Below are 20,820 nucleotides of genomic sequence, written 5' to 3' on the forward strand. Positions count from 1 at the left end.
AACCAAAGACAGGATGAAAACATGGCCGAGCCACTCACACCGGAAGAACTGCAGCACATTGACGCGTATTGGCGAGCGGCGAACTATTTGTCGGTCGGGCAAATTTACTTGTTCGACAATCCATTGTTGAAGGCCCCCTTGGGAACGGAACATATCAAGCCACGCCTGCTCGGCCACTGGGGTACGACGCCAGGCCTGAATTTTATCTATGTCCATCTGAATCGCGTCATTAACAATCATGACCTGAGCGTCATCTACGTCACCGGACCGGGACACGGTGGGCCCGCTCTGGTCGCCAACACGTATCTGGAAGGCACCTACACCGAACACTATCCCAACGTCACGCAAGACGAAGCGGGGATGAAGCGGTTGTTTAAACAATTTAGTTTCCCCGGCGGCATCCCCAGCCATGTTGCCCCCGAGACGCCGGGTAGCATCAACGAGGGTGGCGAACTGGGCTATTCGTTGTCCCATGCGTTCGGTGCCGTGTTTGACAACCCCGATTTGATCGCAGCCTGTGTCGTTGGTGACGGGGAGGCAGAAACCGGGCCCCTGGCCACGTCTTGGCATTCCAACAAGTTTCTCAATCCGATTCATGACGGCGCCGTGCTGCCAATTTTGCACCTCAACGGATACAAGATCGCCAACCCTACCGTGCTGGCTCGCATCAGCCACGAAGAGCTCGACCAATTGTTGCGTGGATACGGCTATACACCGCATTTCGTCGAAGGCGACGATCCCGAGCGGATGCATCAGCAAATGGCCGCAACGATGGACCAGGTAACCGACGAGATCCACCGCATTCAGAACCACGCTCGAAAGAACAATGACGCCTCGCGTCCGCGTTGGCCGATGATCGTGCTTCGCTCGCCCAAGGGTTGGACAGGGCCGCGCGAGGTGGATGGCGTGCAAACCGAAGGGAGTTGGCGCAGCCACCAAGTGCCACTCGGGCAGTTACACGAGAACCCTGCACATGTCACGCAGCTTGAACAGTGGATGAAGAGCTATCGACCGGACGAGCTATTTGACGATCAAGGCCGGCTCAAGTCGGAATTGGCAAAACTGGTACCGCAAGGTGAGCGGCGGATGGGCGCGAATCCTCATGCCAACGGAGGCGCACTCTTGAAAAGTCTACGGTTGCCCGATTTTCGTGACTATGCAGTCGAGCTGCCGAGTCCCGGCAGCGTCAACGCGGAAGCCACTCGGGTGCAAGGCAAGTTCATCCGCGACGTGATGAAAAACAATCTCGAATCACGCAACTTTCGTATTTTCAGTCCCGACGAGAACGCGTCGAACCGCTGGGCGGATGTATTTGATGTGACGGGGCGCGGCTTCGTGGGCGAAATCCTGCCGAGCGACGACCATGTTTCGCCCGACGGTCGCGTCATGGAAATGCTGTCCGAGCACCAGTGCCAGGGTTGGCTCGAAGGCTACTTGTTGACCGGTCGCCACGGATTCTTCAACTGCTACGAGGCATTCATCCATATCGTCGACTCGATGTTTAACCAACACGCGAAATGGCTGAAGGTTTGCAGCGATATTCCCTGGCGACGTCCAATCGCGTCGCTCAACTATCTGCTCTCGTCACACACTTGGCGCCAGGATCACAACGGATTCAGCCATCAAGACCCCGGATTCATTGACCACGTCGTGAACAAAAAGGCCGAAATCATTCGCATCTACTTGCCGCCCGATGCGAACTGTCTGCTTTCTGTGACCGATCACTGTTTGCGTAGCCGCAACAACGTCAATGTCATCGTGGCGGGCAAGCAGCCGATGCCACAATGGTTGACGATGGATCAAGCAATCAAACACTGCGAAGCCGGCGTCAGCATTTGGGAGTGGGCGAGTAACGATCAGGGAAGCGAACCGGACGTTGTGATGGCTTGTTGTGGCGACGTGCCGACACTGGAAACGCTCGCGGCGGTTGATCTGATCCGAAAACATCTTCCGGATTTGAAAGTTCGGGTCATCAACATCGTGAACTTGATGAAGCTGCAACCCGACAGCGAACATCCGCACGGTTTGTCCGACAAGGAGTTCGACATCATGTTCACCACTGACAAGCCAATTATCTTCGCATTTCATGGATATCCATGGCTGATCCACCGGCTGACGTATCGGCGGAGCAATCACAAAAATCTTCACGTCCGCGGCTACAAAGAGGAAGGCACGACGACGACACCGTTTGACATGGTGGTGCTAAACGACTTGGACCGATTCGACCTTGTTGGAGATGTCATCGACCGGGTTCCCAAGCTAAGAGCCAAGGCGGCATACGCTAAGCAGGCGATCAGTGAGAAATTAATCGAACACAAACAGTACATTTGTAAGCACGGGGCAGACATGCCGGAAGTCCGCAACTGGCGATGGGGGGACCCCAAGAACCATTCGGATCAAGAATCATGAGTGAACTGCGGATGGAGTGTCTACTACGCACGACGAGCAAAGCATGAGCAAACAAAAGATCTGGGACATCCATCTGAAAGTCGATGGGCTACCCGATGCCGAGATGCTCAAAAGCATGCAGCAGTTGGCAGAGAGGATCATGGAAGACCTGAGCAGGACAACAAAAGCACCGCTCGCGTAACCGAGAACTACCGATTCTGGCACCCCCAAAATCGACACCTGAAATAAAAGAACCTAGGACACTTTTCGGTGACTGCCGGCAATAGACGCTCGTTCCCAGGCTCCTGCCCAACGCCGTGAACGGTTTTCTGGTAGCTAGTTTTGCCAGAAGGTGGTGATTCGCATTTGCGCGCCAACAATCCACGCTCTGGCGAGCGTAGCTACGAACCGCAAATGCGTAATTGGCAGCACAAAAAGCGTTCAAGGCGTTGGGCTCCTGCGTTGGAACGCACTACTTTGGCGGCGCCCGCCTCGTCTGTTCTCGCTCGGCAGGCGTGAGTTTTTTAAAAAAAGGCTCACTCCAGCGTTCGCGCTGCCCCGGCTCCTAAACCCATCGTGAGTTTTACCACTCCGACGACGAATAGGAAAAGAAAGGAATAGGTCCAGCGCTGGGTCAAATCAAACAGCCCGCCGAAGAATAGGGGGCCGGTTGCCGCAACAAGGTAGCCAATTGATTGCGCAAAACCAGAAAGTTCTGTGGCGGATTCCGTGTCGCTCGATCGAAGGACGATGAACAGGAGCGCCAATCCGAAGGAGCCGCCCAGAACGAAGCCAAGAAGCGAAACCCATAACGCGTTCCATCCCATCGGATCCAACAGAAGCCCGGCCAAGCTAATGGATTCGACCACTGCCAATAAAAATACGATACTGCGTTGGTTCGTTCTTCTTCCCGCATAAGTGGGAATCATCAATGATCCTAAAATGCCCATCGCTTGTGACAACGACAACATCCAACCTGAATACGTCGCGTCGTAGCCCCTGCTGATCAAGATGGCGGGCAGCCAAGCTAAGACGACGTAGAAGGTCAGCGACTGAAGGCCCATGAAGAGTGCGACTTGCCATGCCAATTTCGAGCCGCCGAGATGCTTCATAGCCTTTTGAAAGCTTCGATTTGGTTCTGATCTCGTTAAACGACGAACCTGCGGCAACCAAACAACGAAGGCAACCATGGCTGGGATAGCCCAGACGCCCAACGCTCCTCGCCAGCCCAGTTTGAAATCGCCAGCCAACGGGACGCTAACCCCCGCTGCCAGCGAAGCTCCCAATCCCATCGCGCTGGAATAAAGACTCGTGACGAATCCAGAACGTGAGGCAAAATTGCGTTTCGTCAGACTCGGCAGCAATACGTTGCCAAACGCAATTGCGATACCCAAAAGAAGAGTGCCCAAATACAGGGCGGGCAGCCATGCGATCGACCGCATTGCAGCACCGACAGCCAGCAATGCCATCGCCCCGAGCAACGTGCCACCAATACCAAACCGCCGAGTAAACAAGGGCGTTAAGGTTGAGATAACTCCAAACGCGATCAGCGGCAATGTGGTCAACAGACCCAACTGCGAACTGGACAGCCCCGTCGACTGACGTATGTCTTCAACCAACGGCCCAACGCTCGCCAGTGCGGGACGCAGGTTGACAGCAACGAGCAGGATGCCTGAGATCAACAACAGGTTCGCCGAACGCGACTGGCGATGCATAGGTAGAACTAAGGACGGTTTGGGCGACGAGACGTGATGGACGCTCTCAGTGTGGCCATGACTTTTGATGCTGAACCCTCCGTGTGGGTCGAGGCGTGGATTGAATGTTGGCAATTTTCGATGCTGGCAATTTGCAGAGTGGAAGTCTACCGCAAAGCAAAGTCTTGACAACTTCCGCTACAGTTGCGTTCGCAACCGACAACGGCGCCAAGCGACAACGCTGATTGCCTCGCTCGCCGGATAATCCACTTCGCCCAGGAACTTTTAGTAAATTGGTCTAAAGAGAATTCAGCAGGTCGGCAGTCAATTCCTGCAACGAGGTAAGCTGTCGATCGGCGATGACAAAACGCTTTTGATTTGCGGCCAACGCTTCAGGAATGACAATCGTTTTCATCTGCGCTGCTTTGGCAGCCAGTAGCCCAATGAACGAGTCTTCCAACGCGAGGCACCGCTGAGGCTGGACACTCAACGCGTCACAGGCGTTCAAGTAAACTTCAGGATGAGGCTTGGAGTACCGTAAATCGGCACCCGATACGACCGCTTGGAAAACGTCATGTAGATCGAGCGCGTCGATTGTCGCCTGGATCAACGTCATCGGTGACGATGATGCGATTGCGAGTTTCAATCCAGACTGTTGGCAAACGCTAATCGCGTGGTTCAGTCCCGGCATCGCGGGCTTGTTAACACGCACCAGTTCAATCACGCAGTCCACGATTCGGTTGCAGACGTCTTCGCGGCTGACCGAATCCCATGGCGACTTTTCGTAGTACCTTTGGACAATCTCATCGACGCGCATACCTGTCGTGTCGATCGTATCCTGGCGGGTGATTGCAACGCCGAGCTGCGCAAACACATCCAATTGGGCTTCTTGCCAATAGGGCTGCGAGTCAATCATCAACCCATCCATGTCAAACACTGCTGCTGCAATCATCATTCTTTGCACTTTTCGTTTTGCGAATCTTGAACTTCTCCAGCGGTGCACGTGTCATGCAGGCAATGATCGGTATTCACCACACTGCCCGTCAGAGAACAAAATCATGGCGAAGCCGTTTAAGCTCCCCCTGACACCGTTGCTGTTACACAAGCACGATCCGCCTAGCATCTTTTCGGCGTTTTTTTCCTCGGCGTTCCTTGCAAATGTCGTTTCCTCGATGGCTTCCGCCGATCCCCATGACTGGGCAGTGCAACGTATGTTTGAGATTGTCTCGACATTCTAGGATGCTGACCAGGCAGCTCAATGCGGGTGTAGTCGGAAACTCTATCACCGATCCAGTGGGAAACGGCAATGCTGCGTTACAGCAGCTTAGTGACACCCCAGAGGTGATTCGGGATGTAGTTCGAAACTCTTGACGAGTTCCGCTACAGCGGTGAATGACAGTTGAGATTTCCGAGATCAGGATACCGCGTCGTTCTGCCGCGGTGGAATCGCAAGTATGTCGCGGTTGGAGTTTCGCAACACGCTTTCTGTCACGCTTCCCATCAATGCCCGAGCAATTACCGATCGACCGCACGTTCCGACCACGATCAATTCGGCTGACAACTCTTCTGCCGTCGAGCAAATCGTATCGGCGGTATCGAGAGTGGACGGTTTGAGAAGCATCGAGAACCCTTCAATGTCGATCCTGTCAATAAATGACTTCACTTCTTCGCTGGCTCGCTTTCTTTCTCCCATGACAAACGCTCGCTTCTCAAAATCACTCAACGACGCGCGGCTCATCAGAGCTGTTGCCGGAACGCTGAAAACATGAAGCAGAGTAACGGTCAGCCGATCGAACAAACCTAGTGATTTGACGGTGCGAATCGTTGTTTCGGAATAGGACGAAAGGTCCGTCGCCACGATTGCTCGACGGTACGGCCCTGTCGGAACTCCGTTGGCCATCAAGACGGGACGGACCGCGGTCCGGATCGTACGCTCGGCAGTTGTCCCGACCAGGATATTTCGAAGAAGTTGTCGACGATGCGGGCCGATCACGATTAAGTCAGCGTCAATGTCGCGGGCTGCCTGCGTGATTCCGGTAAACGGATTGCCAAGCACGACACGAAAGTCGTATTTCACGGCATCAATCTCTCCGAGAGTATGTGTCAGCTCCTCAAGCAATTTCGTCGATGCATCCCGTTCTGCCTGCACGATCACCTGCGGCTGATCGTCATCAACGACGTGAACCAAATGGATCTTGGAATCAAATTCACTCGCCAGCAGCTTCGCGCGGCGGATCGCACGATCCGAGCGTTCTGAGAAATCTGTTGCAACTACAATGGTCTTCATTACTCTGCTCACCGACATCTTCTTGGGAGGTGTTGGACTCGTAACTCGACACGGTGATGCGCATCGACAGTGCGTGCAATCGCATTTCGGACCGAGCTCACTTCTTTAGGACGTTCGGAACAATAATTGGCGGGCGGTAGTGGACGAGACTACGAGTCCTGCAGCTTCATTCAGCCAACAAGGACACGTTGCCTCGTCCACTACGGAAGACGCCGCCAGTTATTCTTCCGACGGTCCTTACCTCGACTGAGTAAGGTTTTTGTTAGCACTCCAATACTGATACAAGCCACTAATGCAACCCGCATGCCGAGAGGTGGGTGCAAGTTCGGTGATCGCGGAGGTCGCGCGTACCTTTCGTTACGCACTCACGAAATCCGTTGGCAAAGTGCCTTGTGAAAACTTTTCGTCGAGAGACGGATCAAGCCCGAGTGAAAAGCGTCACCTCGAGTTACCGGCGTCAGCTGATAGTTGACGTGCTCGCCACCGCGTTGCTCAACGAAATCTTTTATTGCTAGGCATTCCGCTGCCTTTCTCGACTTTGGTTAATATTGGAACGCAGAGTGCATTATTGAGACTACGTTCAGCGGTGTCTACAATGGGCGACCCGCGAAAGAGTATCCCCAACTTGAAGAGAGAACAAATCATGAATACCACGACTGCAATGGAACTTGAAACTCGTATCGACATTGCACAGGCGACTCGCGAGTCGATGGTCGATCTGTTGAATCAGCAGCTTGCCGATACGTTCGATCTGTACTCGCAGGTCAAGCAAGCTCACTGGAACGTGAAAGGCATGAAGTTCATGTCATTGCATCTGTTGTTCGACCAACTTGCCGCGAACTTCATTCGTTATGCGGATGACATCGCTGAGCGAGCGACGGCGTTGGGCGGTTTGGCGAAGGGAACCGCGCGAATGGCGTCCGAGAACTCACACATTGAAGAACTGCCAAGTGAGATGACCGACGGCAAGGAGTTCGTGATCGCGATGGCGGATCGCTTCGCTGCGTACGGCGCGTCGTCGCGTGCCGCAATCAAACGTGCCGAAGATGAGAACGATGCCGTGACCGCGGACCTGTTCACCGAAATCACGCGTGAAGTCAACAAGAGCTTGTACTTCTTGGAATCACACCTGCAAGGGTAGGTCTTGCGTGGACGATGATGCCCGAGGGAGGGTGGAAGAGATGCTTCCACACCATTGACATTGAGAGGGTAAATCAGGAACGTCGAAACTCTTGGCGAGTTTCGATGGGAGACCCTTAGAGACGTAAGGAAAAATTGGAGTTGCTTACGTTCTACCGGAAGAACATTGTTCAGCGAGCAACGGAATCTTGGCGTCAATCCAAAACAGCAGCCGAATCACGGGCGAATTCGCTCGCCCAATCGATCCGTACTTGGGATTTCGATGCGAAGCCGGTCATCATTAAAACACCACACGTCGGTGATGCGTTACTTTCCTACGCCGACCAGCACGACTTCGACCTGATCGTCACCGGCGATCGCCGTCGTGGCACGCTAAATCGGTTGTTTCTCTGCTGCGTGTTGGTTTCAAGAGCAACTTAATAAGTTCCATTACGGAGACCGTGAATCCATGGCTAGCTTCAAAAATATCTTGGTTGCGACCGACACTCGTTTGGACGACCGCACAATTGTTGATGAAGCTGCCCGACGCGAATTGGCCGCGATCAAAGCGACAGCGGTGCAGACCATCAGCACGATGCCGCTGCCCGGGTCGATATGCAAGAATCGATTGAATGGATGCTGCTGTTTGTCGATCGATTATACCGTAGAGGCTATTCGATTGGATTCATTCAGTTTGCCAATTAGACAGAAGCGAAACACGATCTCACCGTGCAATCAATACGCTGCACGGTGCCTGGCGTAGGACATGACGCGACGTACTGCCTAGCAGTATTCTTGCGACGATTGTCTCTCGTCTGTCACCGACAATGATCAGGTCGCAGTCTCGCTTGTTTGCGTGTTCAACCAAGGCTGCACCGATGTGCGGGGCTTCAACAAGCGTGCGTTGCACACGGTGACCGGCGTCAGTCAGTTCATCGCGCATCGTTTCGATATGCCCGGATGCCGCACTGCGAACTTCTTCCCAATATGCGGATGCCTTTCGCAACAGATCAAGTTCGTATTCGGGCCGCGTTTCCATCACATACACTAAATCAATCTCGGTGTCCGGCGGCAATTGCAGTCGAGCGATCCAATCCGACAGCCGTCCATCGGTTTGAGCGTTACCGACACCGACAAGCACACGCCGCGGTACAACAGGTTCGGGCAAGGAGCTTCCCGATGTGACGGCGGGCGGACGAATCACCAGAACCGAACTTTCAGCACTGGTTGCGACGTAGCCAGAAACACTGCCCAGGAAGACTCGCGAAATCGCTGAGCGACCGATCGCGCCGCAGACAATCAGGTCGACGTTCTCTGACTTGGCAAGTTCGACGATCTCAACGCCCGGAGGCCCACTGGGAAGATGAGTGCGGATGCTGCGGAAATCACCATCGACCGAGTCAGCAATTTCTTGAATTCGTTTTTCATCCGCTTCGCGTTGCGCTTTGACGAACTGGGTGGCATAGTTTGCCTGAGTCGTTCCGGACCAGTCCACCATGGAAGGGAACGCAGACACCGTGACGAGCGAGAGATCAATCTCGTCTCGATGTGGGAGTTGGCGTAAACAATTCAGGGCATATTTGGAGTACGGTGAGTCGTCGTAGGCGGTCAAGATATGCATGTGTGTAAGTTCCTTTGTAGGTTGCGTAAGCTTCCAGCTTGCGATCAACGGTGAAACGCAATCTGGAAGCTTACGCGACGTTGATTACGCCGCAACTGCGGTGATGTCGTATTGGAAAGCTCCAGGGTTGAGGAAGATGTAGAGCAGCATCAGGACTGCGGGCAGGACGAGTATGAGCAGCATCAGCAACACAATTTTGAAGATGTATCGTTCCTCATCATCGCGACATGTGCGGTAGTCTGGTGATTTAGCACTTGCAGCTAGGTCGCGTTTCGATGGCTGTGGAACCTTGCTGATTTTTCGTGGTACACGTCGGATACTTAGTTGTCGCGGGCGCGCGATCTCGGTACGGACCAAAGGAGACGGCGATGTCTTCCACAAAACCATGGCGAATACCTCTAGGTGTGCCAGTAAGCAGGTGTGCCAGAAAAGTCGCGAGTCTGCGTGGGATCCTATTCAGAAATGCCAAGCGACTTTCACTACTGACCTAAATAATGCAACGATTGCGCCAACGAGGATGAGCGTGTGTTTTCATGGCTCTGCAAGTCCGTTTCGCGACGAAAATGTCACCCCCGATTGCAGTGTGATAACTCAGGTTGACACTCCTGGTTCTCGCAAACGCCAGACATTAGAAGGTTTGCGACTCGCTCAAAGGTGATCGCCACGGTTGTGCCTATACCCCCACTGACAACAACTCGTTGGTGCGCCGTTTGCGTCATTGAAGTGGTAGCGGGACTCGTCGCGACATTCGCAAGTGATGAAGCGATGACGCATCACATACTGACTTAGACAATCCGAGGAGAATTGCAATGAACATCGACAGGATGCACGAACACGAGATCGAACGCTGGGAAAACGAAGGCGGAAATTGTCTGCAAGTCAGTGTGGACATCGACAAACCGCTTGTTTATCAGCAACGATCGAGATTGTTGACGAACTCTGCCACGAATGGTCATCGTTCGCTTAGCAACGACAGACTAGATACGGGCGAAGCCGATCGGAACGATTCAGGGAGTGAATGGAAACAGATACGGCACGATAGCAAGCGTCGCAACGAGAATCAGCAGTTGAAGCGGCACGCCTACTCTTAAAAAATCACCAAAGCGATAGCCTCCCGCTCCGGTTACCAAAGCGTTGATCGGAGATGCAACGGGCGTGGAAAATGCCGTCGACGCAGCCAAAGCAACGCCCATCAATAATGGATAGGGAGAAACGTCAAGCTGCTGGGCAAGTTCAAGTGCAAGTGGTGCAATCAATACACTAGTCGCGGTGTTCGAGATAGCTTGGATCAGCAGCTTTGACGGCGATATTTTCGCGCGGCGACAGAGGCTTAGCACAACCGGCAACATCACCGCGACGGTCCCGGTTGAACTGAGAAATGCCGATAACAACGCACTGGCGAGCATCACGGTCACCGTTAGCCGGATCGTGGACCTGCCGCCAACTCGACCTAACCACCCGCCCGCGAGATCGGCGACTCCGGATTCCAGGATCGCACCACCGACGACGAAGAGTCCTGCGATCATCAGTACCAACGAGTTAGAGAAACCCGCTGTTGCCTCGGTGGGTGTGAGGATACCAGTGAGCAGAAGCGCCAACAGTGAGACGAACGCAACCACGTCAAGCCGGAATCGGTCAACCACGAATGCAATGATCGTCGCCAGCAGAACACAAGTCACTATCCAAATATCAATAGTCATGCGCAAAGTTTAATGACATTGATAAGGTGACGTAAGCGTGACCGCAGGTTGTCACTGTCGCTGTATAGAGACGCACCGTTTTGTGTCGTGCTTAAGAAAAGCATTCCGGATGATGCGATGTTTGCGATTGCCATCACGGCAATCCCAACATTTTCTACACGTGTCACAGTTGTCATCGGAAGATCGAGCATCGTGCCAAGGAAAGCACATTGAATCTCTCATTTGTCTTGCAGACTTATCATGACTCCGACCTGTACCGGAATCGAATAGTGGTGGATTTGACTCATGCTGTTTCGATCCTCCTATTAATCATTTGATCCGTGGTTTATTTGCAACGACAAATGAACCACGGCCGATTCAGACACTCGACCGATAGGGCGTTTTCACTTGGTTGACTCGGTCTCGTCGGATGCATGATAAATCGGTAGTCGCAGCCCCCAATGGATGGTAGCCAAACGCAGGGCGGCCGCCACGGCCATGCCCGAAACCGCAGCCTGAGGTTGCGACAAGCCAGCCGTTTGCAACAGCAAATAGACCGTCACCCCTGCGATCGCGGCCGTTGCATACAAATCCGGTTGACGTAACAACAACGGAACTTCATTACACAAGATGTCTCGCAACACACCTCCCGCCGTGCCCGAAATCGTTCCCATCAACACCACGATGATCCCTGAAAATTTCTGTGCCTCTGCAACCTGGGCACCGCTAATCGCGAACAGAGCCAGTCCGAAAGCGTCGGCGACCAGCAACGAGGTTCGCGGCGGCTTGCGGAAGCGTGTGTATAGGATCGTCAGCAGGGCAGTCGCGAGGATGACTAACAGGTAGGTCGCATCCTCAATCCAAAAAACGGGGTGATGATCAAGTAAGACGTCGCGGATTGTGCCTCCGCCAATCGCCGTAACGATAGCGATGATAGCGACTCCGAGTACGTCAAACCTCTTGCGTCCTGCCGCCAGGACACCGCTCACCGCGAACACGGCGACGCCAATCATATCGAGAATGTATAAGACCATAGAAAGCAAACTATTCCGTTGACGGTCGCTTGGCCACCCGGCTAATCTGACAGAACAAAACCTCTCGTGTTCACGAATTTATCTATTATCGGCTGTGAATAATCTGGATGATAAAACACTCGCTAGGCACGATGACTATTCGCGATTTCAAATTTGGACACCACTGGTTCCAAGGCTCCTGCCCAACGCCGTGAACGATTTTTAGATAGCTACCTTCGCCAGAAGGTGGTGAATTGCATCGGACGCCAACAATCCACGCTCTGGCGAGCGTAGCTAGTGTCTGTCATAAAACCTCGAGGCGGCGTAATTTTACAGCTTGAGAGGGCGAAACGTTAGTGTGAAGATTGTTGGCGACCCGCCTTCAACACCACGATGAGGGGCGAATTTGCAGTGTTTTCAGATGACTGCGCGTACCTTCAGCCAGGAGGGTGTCGTTGATCAACTCTGCGTTGTGTCTTTGACCTAATTAGGCCGCTGCACGTACTGTCTTTGCCGCTGCAGCGTCGGGGTTTTCTGCCGCGATCAATAGCCGGCCAAGCACCTGCAGGTTCCGCCCCAGCACGGCTAGGCCAAGATAGCGTTTAAAACCAACTTCACTGCGGTCACGACAACGTTTCAATCCGTTGCCCCGCTGCAACGCACCGACCGCGGATTCGATTCCTGCGTGACGGTGTCGACGTCGGCGTGAGTCGTCTGACTCGTTGGCAACTTCGGTTGCAAAGTTTTGAGAGTTCCGCGATGGACAACTGACGTTGCCAACGATCGGCAACAAGGCTTTAACGTTCGCCGCGCTGTGAAAGCCACGATCAAGCGAAAGTTCTTCAAGCTTACCTTGGTGACGCTGCTGGGCGATCTTCGTTTGCTCAACCACGACACTGCCGTCGGTTTCATCACGATCCATCAGATAGTAATGGCTGATGAAGCCCGCACCGTCCTCAAAGATCATTGCCAGTCGTCCATACTGAATCGGCTCGCCTGCTTTGCCACGTTGGTAGAGTTGCGTATGAGTTTCGAAAAGGCTGAACAGCTTCTCGCTGTTGGGAACGCTCTCGCCCAGCACCACTCGGCGATGCGCGGTATCACGAACCTGTTGGGTCAAACTGGCCCAACCCGTGAGTTCCTCAAGCCGAATGTGCAGCGAGAGAGGCAATGCGTTTTTCGCTGCCTTTTCCAGTGTTTTGACTCTTTGGAGGATCAAGTCTACACGCTCTATCAGGCTACAGTAGAGCGATTCGATCGCCTCCTTCTTTTTGACGATACGACTGGCAGAGAGCTGATTAATTTGTCGATGAAGCTTTTTGATCGTCTTTAACAAGTGAGCGGACTGACGCCACCGAGGAAGACTGATTTCGTCAGCAAGGGTGCGGGCCAGCGGGATGATCTTCCGCATCCCGTCGTACATCAAGCTGCTTTCGGTTGGGTAATGAATATTCGTTTCGATCACGAACGAGTCGGCGCGAGCCGATCCTACTGCATCGCCATGGAACTGTTGTCCGTGTCGAACAATGATGTGGTTGATCTTCTCAATTGTCTCAGGCTTGATCAGACAACACGAATTGCGAATACGGCGAAAGTCGAAATTCGGGTCTTGCTCCCAATCGTCAACACCGAGGATCGTACGGAGATTGTGATGGTTCTCGGCTTGGTCTTGGAGTTTGTCGTAGTCGAAATTGCAATTCATTCTGAGCACTGCCAGCACGAGAATTTGCCAATCATCGAAACCGGGTCTGCCGGTATCGCGGCGCGAGAGCTCACTGACATCTTGCGCGATTAAGTTGGTAAGGCTTCTTCGCAGCGGACCGTCGAGATAGACATGACGCAGGGCAGCGAGAACGGGTATAATTTCGTCACGACAATTCAGATTCAATTGCAACTGCGCGATGGGGGTTGCTGCGAACCGCATCTGAGGTTCATAACTCTTTCGCATCTCGACCACTCCTTGAAGATTTGTGATGAAATTGGTTTTTCCTAACTGTTTCAACACTCGAACCGGTCAAACGGTTCAGTCTTCAAGGAGCTTTTTTCTAAATAACCCCGTAAAACACGGGATCATTCTGTTTGATGACAGACACTAGCTACGAAACGTAAATACTGTAATTTCCAACCTAAAAATAGTTCACGGCGTTGGGCTCCTGCCTGGGAACCCAATGAATTGCAGGCTCCCGCCTGCCGAGCGAGAAAAGACGAGGCGGGAGCCTCGAAAGCAGTGCGTACCAGGCAGGAGCCTGGGTACGAGCGTCGCTCGCTCCAGATCGGCAGCCTTCAGGTGGACATGACCCATGCGAACACCCGGATCTACCGGACGAGAAGTGCCGTTAATATCCATAGGTCATGCGTTTCCAATCTCTTCATTTTGGTTTCGCTTGCTCCACCATAAATGGTCCAGCGAGAAAATGTGTTTGCCTTGTGGCCGCACATCCTTTCCTACCGACGCGAGTGGATTAAAAATCAATCTGCGGATTGCTGGCGTACAGACTCCAAAATTCTAATCAGGATCTTCAGATCGCGAGGCGATACGTCAGCGAGCTGTCTGCCGTGCAAATCCAAAAGCGGCTGATCAATCTTCTTCAACAAACGCTTTGCCGCTGGTTTTATCTCGATGTAAAACACCCGGCGGTCCTCTTGACTTTGCCGCTTGTCGATGAAGTCAAGCTTCCGAAGTTGTTCGACGACTCGCGTGATCGCGGGGGCTACCTGAATCATCCGATTGGCAACCTCCAAACAGGGCATCGGCTTGCCTTCGCCGCGAAGAATCCGCAACACGTTGTATTGAGACGATGTCAGTCCATATTCCCGGAGTAACCGTGCGATGCGATTTTCAAGCAGATCGCTGGTCCGCAGTACGCTCAGAATCGCTTCGTGCTGGACCGAAGTGAACGGCCCCCGCATCTTGAGATCTTGCTGTAGTGTCGAGGTCATCTTATTGTCCAAAGCAGTGCGGTATTCAAAGTTAGTTTCCATGTAAACCTCTTGCAAGTCAACATGCTGGCCGTCGTCTTTCCAAGACCATCCCTATGGAAGTTGTCTGCATGCAACATTTCGCAGGGCCGAGTCCATCCATACTGGGAGGCAGGGGAGCTTAGGATTACAAGTAGGATTAAGATTAAAAGTTGCCTGCATGAAGTTTTGCTGTCACATTTCAATTGACATGCAGAGAAAGCTGCGAGGCGTTTCCGCAGTGGCGCACAAGGTTTACAATCGGCACTACTCAAACCCTTGTTTCACCTTGATGATGGGATGCTCATGTTACGTTTCGTTTTGCTGTGTCAACTGATGGCGACACTGGCGTTCAGTGTGAATAGCTTCGCCGAAGAATCGGATCAGACGCCGCTGATTCTTGCACATCGTGGAGGCGCTCACGAATTCGAAGAGAACACGATGGAGGGTTTCGCGACTTGTTACGAGCGAGGGATTCGCGGCTTCGAAACGGACATTCGGATGACCAAAGATGGCGTGTTGGTGTTGTTGCATGACGACAGCCTGGACCGGACTCACAATGCCAGTGGCCCCGTCGAAGCGAAGACGGCGGATGAGTTGAAGAATGTGCGAACAAAGAAGGGGCAGGCGTTTTTGTTTCTCGAAGACTACCTCAAATACTTCCAGGACAAACCGGGTGTGTATCTCGAGCTGGAGATGAAGACCAGCAACAAGGAACTGTATCCCGACGCTCGGATTGCTGAGTATTGCGAGAAACTGTATTCGCTGGCCAAGAAGTACAAGCCAGCTGATTCAGATTATCCATTCACGTCCTTTGACGAATGGCCACTGGTGGAAATGCGCAAGCGCGATGCGGATTGGCCAATTGCGATCATCGCCAGCAAACCGCTGTCACAGGAGCTCATCGAGCGTGCAGAACGTTTGCAAGCGACGCACATCGCTTGTCGCATTTCCGGAACGTCGCGAGAGTTGGTGCAGAAGGCTCAAAAACTGGGGTTCAAGATCAACGGCTGGCCTGGCCACAAAGTAGAGGATTACTACTTGGCGATCGGTTTAGGATTGGACGTTGCCTGCACGGACATACCAACGGTCATTCAACAGACCAAAGAGAATCTGCCCGCGAAAATTAAAAAGTGACCTCGTCCGTGACGCGTCACTCGCTTTGGCTTTGCGGGTGTCGACAGCATCCCGAATTTCGTGCGTCCAACGGAACGCCGCTACAGCGAGTCACCGCTGCGGCGCAACGCTGGGCGGCTGATGCATTCTCGAGGAAACGTTTGACCTCAAATGCCGGACGCAGTTTCTGCGTCAACGGTCGGATCGCTCGGCTGGCTGCGAACGCGTTTGACAAATCGATATCCACGCACTCGAAACGACACCATCATCGCAACGGCCAGTGCTTGACCGAGCAGGAACACGGAGGGGAAGAACCATTTGAAACGTTCGATTGCGAAATAATTCGCCAACATCGCACAACAAGTCATCACAAAAACAACAAGTATCTTCGTGGGTGTCAATTGCTTGCCATGAAAGGCCCATATGTCGATGACCGTTGCGAGCGAAAAACTGACTGAAACAACCACGATCATTGTGAACTGCTGGCTATAAATTCTAAACTCAACACCCAGAATCGCTTTCAAGATAGCCACGACCACTGCTAAGACTGCGGTCCAGATTAATAGATCGCGAATTCCAAACTGCAGCGCGTCCGTCGTCGATTCGTCCAGCTCGACTTGCTTATAATCGCCTTTTGCCACTCGCAGCAGAAACGTGGTCAATGCCGCAAGGACCGTTGCGCCGCAAAACATGTAGATAAAGACAGCCCTTTCTTCATTTCCTAAGCCAATAGCCGACGTCACGCCGAAGCCAATCAGGACAGGCGTGACGATCGCGAGTAGCCAACGCAAGTGATTTTTCCCAAGCCCTAGCCAGGCTCCCACAATGCAGCAAAAGAACATCGTAGCCCCAAACAGGAAGACTGCTGGCACGTTAGGATTGGTGCGAACCAGAAACGGTGCCGATGCGAACCATATGCTCGCCGCCAACGCAACGATCCCCACAGAAACGATTCGTGATCGGCGGTTTGATTGTGCGTCCAATTTTGCGCTCGCAAGCTAAATACAATCGGGCAGTTGATTTCCTATCCGTGGACAATCTATCACTTCCGTTCCCTTTCTCGCCGATCAATCTTTTCGGATCGCCCACAGGGCGTCAAATGTTCGTAGATAGATCGTGCCGTTTGAGATCACGGGCGAGGCCGACATCGTCTCGCCAGTATCGTTCTGTGCGACAATCTTAAAATCACGCCCCGCTTTCACCACGGTGATCTTGCCGTCCCGGGCAGTCAGGTAAATATGGCCGTCTGCGAATACCGGCGAAGCGCGATGTCGGTGGTTGTGAGTGCGTTCCATGTATACCTCTTGGCCGGTCTTCCGATCCAGCACAAGCAGCATTCCGTTTTCTCGGCAGAGGTAGATCAGATCGTCGAGAATCAGCGGAGACGGCACGTCCGGCGTGTGTTGATCTCGGACCCAAAGGATCGCATCGCTATCGGTCAGATCCCCTTTTTTATCGGGAGCGACTGCAAAGATAGGTCCGTTTTTCGCGGTCGGGCACACCACGATGCCTTCCGCCGCAGCGGGTGATGCAACGAAACGCAGCGTCGGGTGATAGCTCGAGCCCTGAGGGTTCAGGCCGCCGAGCCTCCAGATTTCCTTCCCGTCCTCAAGCGAATACGCCACGGTGTAATCCGCTCCATGAGTGATCAGAAACGTGCTGTCGCCGAAATCGTACAGCATGGGTGATGCGTACGAATGCTCATTTTCTTTCGCAGCCCCTGTCACACGCTCAACCTTCCACACGTGATCGCCTGATTCCGCGTCGATTGCCACAACGATGGCTTCCTGTGTCGTCGGTTTTCCATCTCCATGGATCAGCTGAACAAACAGGCGTCCATCGTGGAGTACGGGGGTGGCCGACATGCCGAATGCAATGTCGAATTTCCCATACCGTTTCTGCAGATCAACTTGCCAAACCGGCTCTCCGGAAACCGTGAAGCAAGCAAGGTCTCCGGTGCCCATGAAGGACCAGACATGTTTGCCGTCCGTGATCGGCGACGGTGACGCCGAATTGCCCTCATCGCCGCGTGCCTCCTTGTTGCCCTTGCTGATTTCTCTTCGCCATTGTTCATTGCCGTCGGTTCCGAAGCACATCAGCAGCAGGCTCGCGCCGTCGACTGTTGTCAGGAAGACTTGGTCGCCCCAGACAACCGGCGTGGCACCAGCGGGTCCTGGCAATTCAACTCGCCACGCCACATTTTTGTCTTTTGACCATTCTGTCGGAACGTTATTTTCCGTCGATATGCCATTGCTGGTCGGGCCTCGCCACGATCCCCAGTCGTCTGACAGACAATGGTTCGCGCCGATAATAAACAATAGCGGTGCACAAATGACAACAGTGATCGGCTTCATCGGTAGCTCTCTCCTGGACGGGTACAGATCAGATGGCCGCTATCCTATTGCATCAGCAATGCTGCAGGCAATCACCACGTTCACAGATCGCACCGGAATCGAGTCTTGGAGACCAACCGGACTGCTACTGCTCAGCACTGCATGTTGTGTCCCAGCGTGTAGCCGTACTGGATCCGTTTTCGCCCAATTTCGAATTCGTGACCGCAGACCGGGCCTCCTATTTGTTTCAACGGCATGTAGATTACCCGGCTACGCGAGAACTCTCGCGGAAAAGTGTAGAACGTTATGAATGAGAGCACGGCCTCGTTTTCCGGCCATTTCCGTCCTAACGGCGGCCGAGGAGCTTGCCTATGATTGCCAAACGACGGCGCTGGTCACCGGTTAAAGACATTCGCTTCTTGCCGAACTTCTCTTTCAAGCAGGGCGTTCTCGATGCAAAGGAACTCAATGACTTGTTGTCGTCGTCACAGCTGTCCGCCACGACTAGAATGTTGATTACGACATCGGAGATGCAATGAAATCATTCACGACACTGTACCTGCATTTTATGCAGAACCGTGCCAGCCGCCGCAACTTGCGGGTGCTGGCTCAGTTCGTGCTCTTGCTGATCGGGATGATCCTCGTCTACAGCGTACTCTTTCATTACCTGATGGCGTGGGAGGGTCGTCGCTACACTTGGATCACCGGCGTCTATTGGACGCTAACCGTGATGTCCACTCTGGGGTTCGGCGACATTACTTTTCACACCGACCTGGGCCGGATCTTCTCGATGGTCGTTTTGATGAGCGGAACTTTGTTCATGCTGATCCTGCTGCCGTTTACTTTCATTCAATTTTTCTACGCACCGTGGATCCAAGCTCAGGAGGCCGCGCGGGCGCCTCGCAGCCTGCCTGCCAATACCGAGGGTCACGTGATCGTGACAAATTACGGACCGGTCGAGGCCGCTTTGATCAAGAAGCTGACGCAGTTCAAATACCCGTACGTGATTCTTGTTTCGGAAGTCGCGGAAGCGTTGCGACTTCATGATCTGGACTTGAAAGTCGTCGTTGGGGAATTGGATGATCCGGAGACCTATCGGCTGTTGCGCACCGACAAGGCGGCACTCGTGGCCACCGTCGGCAGCGACGTCATCAATACAAACGTCGCCTTCACGGCGCGCGAGATTTCCGAGACTGTGCCAATTGTCGCCACCGCCGCCGATGTTGCTTCGGTCGACATTCTGGAACTTGCTGGCTGCACTCGAGTCCTGGAGCTCGCGGAAATGATGGGCCGGTCACTGGCCAGACGCGTGATCGGGCGAGATGCAAAATCACACGTCATCGGGCAGTTCGATGATTTGTTGATCGCCGAGGCCAGCGCGGCGGGAACGCCATTGGTCGGAAGAACGCTTCGCGACATTCGCTTGCGTGATCACGTCAATATCACTGTGTCGGGTGTGTGGGAACGAGGGCGCTATCAAAACGCGGGTCCCGATACACTGATAACCGAGAATACCGTTTTAGTGCTGGCTGGCACACGCAACCAACTCGATGAATACGATAGCTTGTTCTGTATTTATCACGCCAGCGACGTGCCGGTCGTGATTCTCGGCTTCGGCCGTGTCGGGTCCGCGACCGCTCGTGGCCTCGATCAGCAGGCGATCGAATATCGGGTTGTGGAGAAGAAAGCTAGACAAAAGCACGACGACCGACTGATCGTAGGCGACGCGGCCGACTTGGAAATCCTCAAGCAAGCCGGAATTATGGAAACGTCTGCGGTTGTGATTACGACCCACGACGACGCGCTGAATGTTTACTTGACACTTTATTGTCGACGGTTGCGCGCGGACATTCAGATCATCAGTCGCGCGACACTCGAGCGTAACATTCATACATTGCACCGCGCCGGCGCCGATTTCGTAATCTCCGAGGCGTCGATGGGGGCCAATGCGATCTTCAATCTACTCCGTCGCAGCGATGTATTATTGCTAGCCGAAGGTCTGGACGTATTTAAAGTGAACGTGCCGCCGTCGCTTGCCGGAAAGACTCTCACGGACGGCGCTGTGCGGCAACGAACCGGTTGTAGCGTGATCGCCATCAATAGCAAGGAAGGACTGCAAGTCAATCCAGGTCCTGACACCACTCTCCCCGCAGGCGGAGAGATGTTCGTGATCGGTACCGAGGAATCGCAACTACGCTTCCTGGATCTGCATCTAGATCGATAACGTCGATGTTCACCGCCGCAGTTGCGGCCAGTTCAGTTGTTATCGAAGACGAATCAAAGAGCTCTTGGTCAATGATGCTGTGCTGAACCACCACGATGACAGGCCGGAGGCCGATACACATGCTGCCGGTGGTGTAAGCCACCGACTAGTGGATATAGAAATACATAGCCCAGAGGGCGACACAATCGCTGTTACTGTGTCGGCCTCCGGCCTAGTGCGTTCATGACTAAATCAGCAGTCTTCGAAGTTGGTGGAGAGGTGGCAGAAATATTGCGCAACAAAGATCACGACAACATCAAAGTTTAGCGGCCCAGCCCAAGCCCCTTTCTTCTCCACCCTACAGGTGTGCTGTGTGCCATCCGAATTCAGGGCCCGAAAACGAATCGGT

17 protein-coding genes and 1 pseudogene are annotated in these 20,820 nt (G+C 53.5%); 7 read left to right on the forward strand and 11 right to left on the reverse strand.

What is annotated here, in order from left to right; all coding sequences use genetic code 11:
* Positions 1-15 precede the first annotated feature (15 nt).
* Together SH528x_RS21100 and SH528x_RS21105 are read left to right on the forward strand one after the other, a co-directional pair.
* Positions 16-2,409: pseudogene (locus SH528x_RS21100) on the forward strand (phosphoketolase family protein); the annotation flags it as partial.
* A gap of 43 nt (positions 2,410-2,452) precedes the next feature.
* The gene (locus SH528x_RS21105; RefSeq protein WP_442505432.1) at positions 2,453-2,590 is read left to right on the forward strand and encodes a hypothetical protein; all 138 of its coding nucleotides are present in this window, start codon (positions 2,453-2,455) and stop codon (positions 2,588-2,590) included.
* A gap of 334 nt (positions 2,591-2,924) precedes the next feature.
* Here the strand turns inward: SH528x_RS21105 and SH528x_RS21110 are convergent, their stop codons facing one another.
* From SH528x_RS21110 to SH528x_RS21120, 3 genes are all read right to left on the reverse strand, one after another.
* Positions 2,925-4,103 carry a CynX/NimT family MFS transporter gene (locus SH528x_RS21110; RefSeq protein ID WP_442505433.1) on the reverse strand — a complete coding sequence of 393 codons (1,179 nt, stop codon included), beginning with the start codon at positions 4,101-4,103 and terminating at the stop codon, positions 2,925-2,927.
* 277 nt (positions 4,104-4,380) lie between these two features.
* Positions 4,381-5,037 (reverse strand): hexitol phosphatase HxpB, encoded by a 657-nt coding sequence (hxpB, locus tag SH528x_RS21115; protein ID WP_442505434.1) that lies wholly within the window; start codon positions 5,035-5,037, stop codon positions 4,381-4,383.
* Positions 5,038-5,496: 459 nt separating this feature from the next.
* Positions 5,497-6,369, reverse strand: a complete 873-nt coding sequence (locus SH528x_RS21120) for a universal stress protein (protein WP_442505435.1) — start codon at positions 6,367-6,369, stop codon at positions 5,497-5,499.
* A gap of 643 nt (positions 6,370-7,012) precedes the next feature.
* Between SH528x_RS21120 and dps the strand changes: the two genes are divergently transcribed.
* Together dps and SH528x_RS21130 are read left to right on the forward strand one after the other, a co-directional pair.
* Positions 7,013-7,510, forward strand: coding sequence for a DNA starvation/stationary phase protection protein Dps (gene dps, locus SH528x_RS21125; protein WP_442505436.1), 498 nt, complete (start codon positions 7,013-7,015; stop codon positions 7,508-7,510).
* Positions 7,511-7,650: 140 nt separating this feature from the next.
* Complete coding sequence (locus tag SH528x_RS21130) at positions 7,651-7,929, forward strand: universal stress protein (RefSeq protein ID WP_442505437.1); 279 nt, start codon at positions 7,651-7,653, stop codon at positions 7,927-7,929.
* Between the two features lie 283 nt (positions 7,930-8,212).
* On the opposite strand, the gene SH528x_RS21135 is transcribed toward SH528x_RS21130, so the two are convergent.
* From SH528x_RS21135 to SH528x_RS21160, 6 genes are all read right to left on the reverse strand, one after another.
* On the reverse strand, positions 8,213-9,109 hold the full coding sequence (locus tag SH528x_RS21135) for a universal stress protein (RefSeq protein WP_442505438.1): 897 nt from the start codon (positions 9,107-9,109) through the stop codon (positions 8,213-8,215).
* An 84-nt stretch (positions 9,110-9,193) separates the two neighbouring features.
* Positions 9,194-9,496, reverse strand: a complete 303-nt coding sequence (locus SH528x_RS21140) for a hypothetical protein (protein ID WP_442505439.1) — start codon at positions 9,494-9,496, stop codon at positions 9,194-9,196.
* Between the two features lie 620 nt (positions 9,497-10,116).
* Entirely contained in the window at positions 10,117-10,809 is a 693-nt protein-coding gene (locus SH528x_RS21145) for an SLC13 family permease (protein ID WP_442505440.1), read from the reverse strand.
* A gap of 383 nt (positions 10,810-11,192) precedes the next feature.
* Positions 11,193-11,822 (reverse strand): trimeric intracellular cation channel family protein, encoded by a 630-nt coding sequence (locus SH528x_RS21150; RefSeq protein WP_442505441.1) that lies wholly within the window; start codon positions 11,820-11,822, stop codon positions 11,193-11,195.
* A gap of 466 nt (positions 11,823-12,288) precedes the next feature.
* On the reverse strand, positions 12,289-13,806 hold the full coding sequence (locus tag SH528x_RS21155) for an ISNCY family transposase (RefSeq protein WP_442505442.1): 1,518 nt from the start codon (positions 13,804-13,806) through the stop codon (positions 12,289-12,291).
* A gap of 464 nt (positions 13,807-14,270) precedes the next feature.
* On the reverse strand, positions 14,271-14,741 hold the full coding sequence (locus tag SH528x_RS21160) for a MarR family winged helix-turn-helix transcriptional regulator (protein WP_442505443.1): 471 nt from the start codon (positions 14,739-14,741) through the stop codon (positions 14,271-14,273).
* Between the two features lie 324 nt (positions 14,742-15,065).
* On the opposite strand from SH528x_RS21160, the gene SH528x_RS21165 reads away from it, so the two are divergent.
* Positions 15,066-15,896 (forward strand): glycerophosphodiester phosphodiesterase, encoded by an 831-nt coding sequence (locus tag SH528x_RS21165; RefSeq protein ID WP_442505444.1) that lies wholly within the window; start codon positions 15,066-15,068, stop codon positions 15,894-15,896.
* A gap of 146 nt (positions 15,897-16,042) precedes the next feature.
* On the opposite strand, the gene SH528x_RS21170 is transcribed toward SH528x_RS21165, so the two are convergent.
* Both SH528x_RS21170 and SH528x_RS21175 read right to left on the reverse strand, forming a co-directional pair.
* The gene (locus SH528x_RS21170; RefSeq protein ID WP_442505445.1) at positions 16,043-16,858 is read right to left on the reverse strand and encodes a hypothetical protein; all 816 of its coding nucleotides are present in this window, start codon (positions 16,856-16,858) and stop codon (positions 16,043-16,045) included.
* 84 nt (positions 16,859-16,942) lie between these two features.
* The gene (locus SH528x_RS21175; protein WP_442505446.1) at positions 16,943-18,229 is read right to left on the reverse strand and encodes an outer membrane protein assembly factor BamB family protein; all 1,287 of its coding nucleotides are present in this window, start codon (positions 18,227-18,229) and stop codon (positions 16,943-16,945) included.
* A gap of 350 nt (positions 18,230-18,579) precedes the next feature.
* Between SH528x_RS21175 and SH528x_RS21180 the strand changes: the two genes are divergently transcribed.
* Together SH528x_RS21180 and SH528x_RS21185 are read left to right on the forward strand one after the other, a co-directional pair.
* Positions 18,580-18,747, forward strand: a complete 168-nt coding sequence (locus tag SH528x_RS21180; RefSeq protein WP_442505447.1) for a hypothetical protein — start codon at positions 18,580-18,582, stop codon at positions 18,745-18,747.
* Positions 18,744-20,432 carry a potassium channel family protein gene (locus SH528x_RS21185; protein WP_442505448.1) on the forward strand — a complete coding sequence of 563 codons (1,689 nt, stop codon included), beginning with the start codon at positions 18,744-18,746 and terminating at the stop codon, positions 20,430-20,432. The genes SH528x_RS21180 and SH528x_RS21185 overlap by 4 nt, the downstream gene beginning before the upstream one ends.
* Positions 20,433-20,820: the final 388 nt, after the last annotated feature.

Origin of the sequence: Novipirellula methanifontis (genome assembly GCF_052161655.1) — a bacterium.
GTDB lineage: Bacteria > Planctomycetota > Planctomycetia > Pirellulales > Pirellulaceae > Novipirellula.

Coding starts and splice junctions, on each gene's coding strand:
- dps (WP_442505436.1), top strand. CDS start 7,013: ATGAATACCACGACTGCAATGGAACTTGAAACTCGTATCGACATTGCA.
- SH528x_RS21135 (WP_442505438.1), bottom strand. CDS start 9,109: ATGCATATCTTGACCGCCTACGACGACTCACCGTACTCCAAATATGCC.
- SH528x_RS21140 (WP_442505439.1), bottom strand. CDS start 9,496: ATGGTTTTGTGGAAGACATCGCCGTCTCCTTTGGTCCGTACCGAGATC.
- SH528x_RS21175 (WP_442505446.1), bottom strand. CDS start 18,229: ATGAAGCCGATCACTGTTGTCATTTGTGCACCGCTATTGTTTATTATC.
- SH528x_RS21180 (WP_442505447.1), top strand. CDS start 18,580: ATGATTGCCAAACGACGGCGCTGGTCACCGGTTAAAGACATTCGCTTC.
- SH528x_RS21120 (WP_442505435.1), bottom strand. CDS start 6,369: ATGAAGACCATTGTAGTTGCAACAGATTTCTCAGAACGCTCGGATCGT.
- SH528x_RS21165 (WP_442505444.1), top strand. CDS start 15,066: ATGTTACGTTTCGTTTTGCTGTGTCAACTGATGGCGACACTGGCGTTC.
- SH528x_RS21160 (WP_442505443.1), bottom strand. CDS start 14,741: ATGACCTCGACACTACAGCAAGATCTCAAGATGCGGGGGCCGTTCACT.
- SH528x_RS21110 (WP_442505433.1), bottom strand. CDS start 4,103: ATGCATCGCCAGTCGCGTTCGGCGAACCTGTTGTTGATCTCAGGCATC.
- SH528x_RS21150 (WP_442505441.1), bottom strand. CDS start 11,822: ATGGTCTTATACATTCTCGATATGATTGGCGTCGCCGTGTTCGCGGTG.
- hxpB (WP_442505434.1), bottom strand. CDS start 5,037: ATGATGATTGCAGCAGCAGTGTTTGACATGGATGGGTTGATGATTGAC.
- SH528x_RS21105 (WP_442505432.1), top strand. CDS start 2,453: ATGAGCAAACAAAAGATCTGGGACATCCATCTGAAAGTCGATGGGCTA.
- SH528x_RS21145 (WP_442505440.1), bottom strand. CDS start 10,809: ATGACTATTGATATTTGGATAGTGACTTGTGTTCTGCTGGCGACGATC.
- SH528x_RS21185 (WP_442505448.1), top strand. CDS start 18,744: ATGAAATCATTCACGACACTGTACCTGCATTTTATGCAGAACCGTGCC.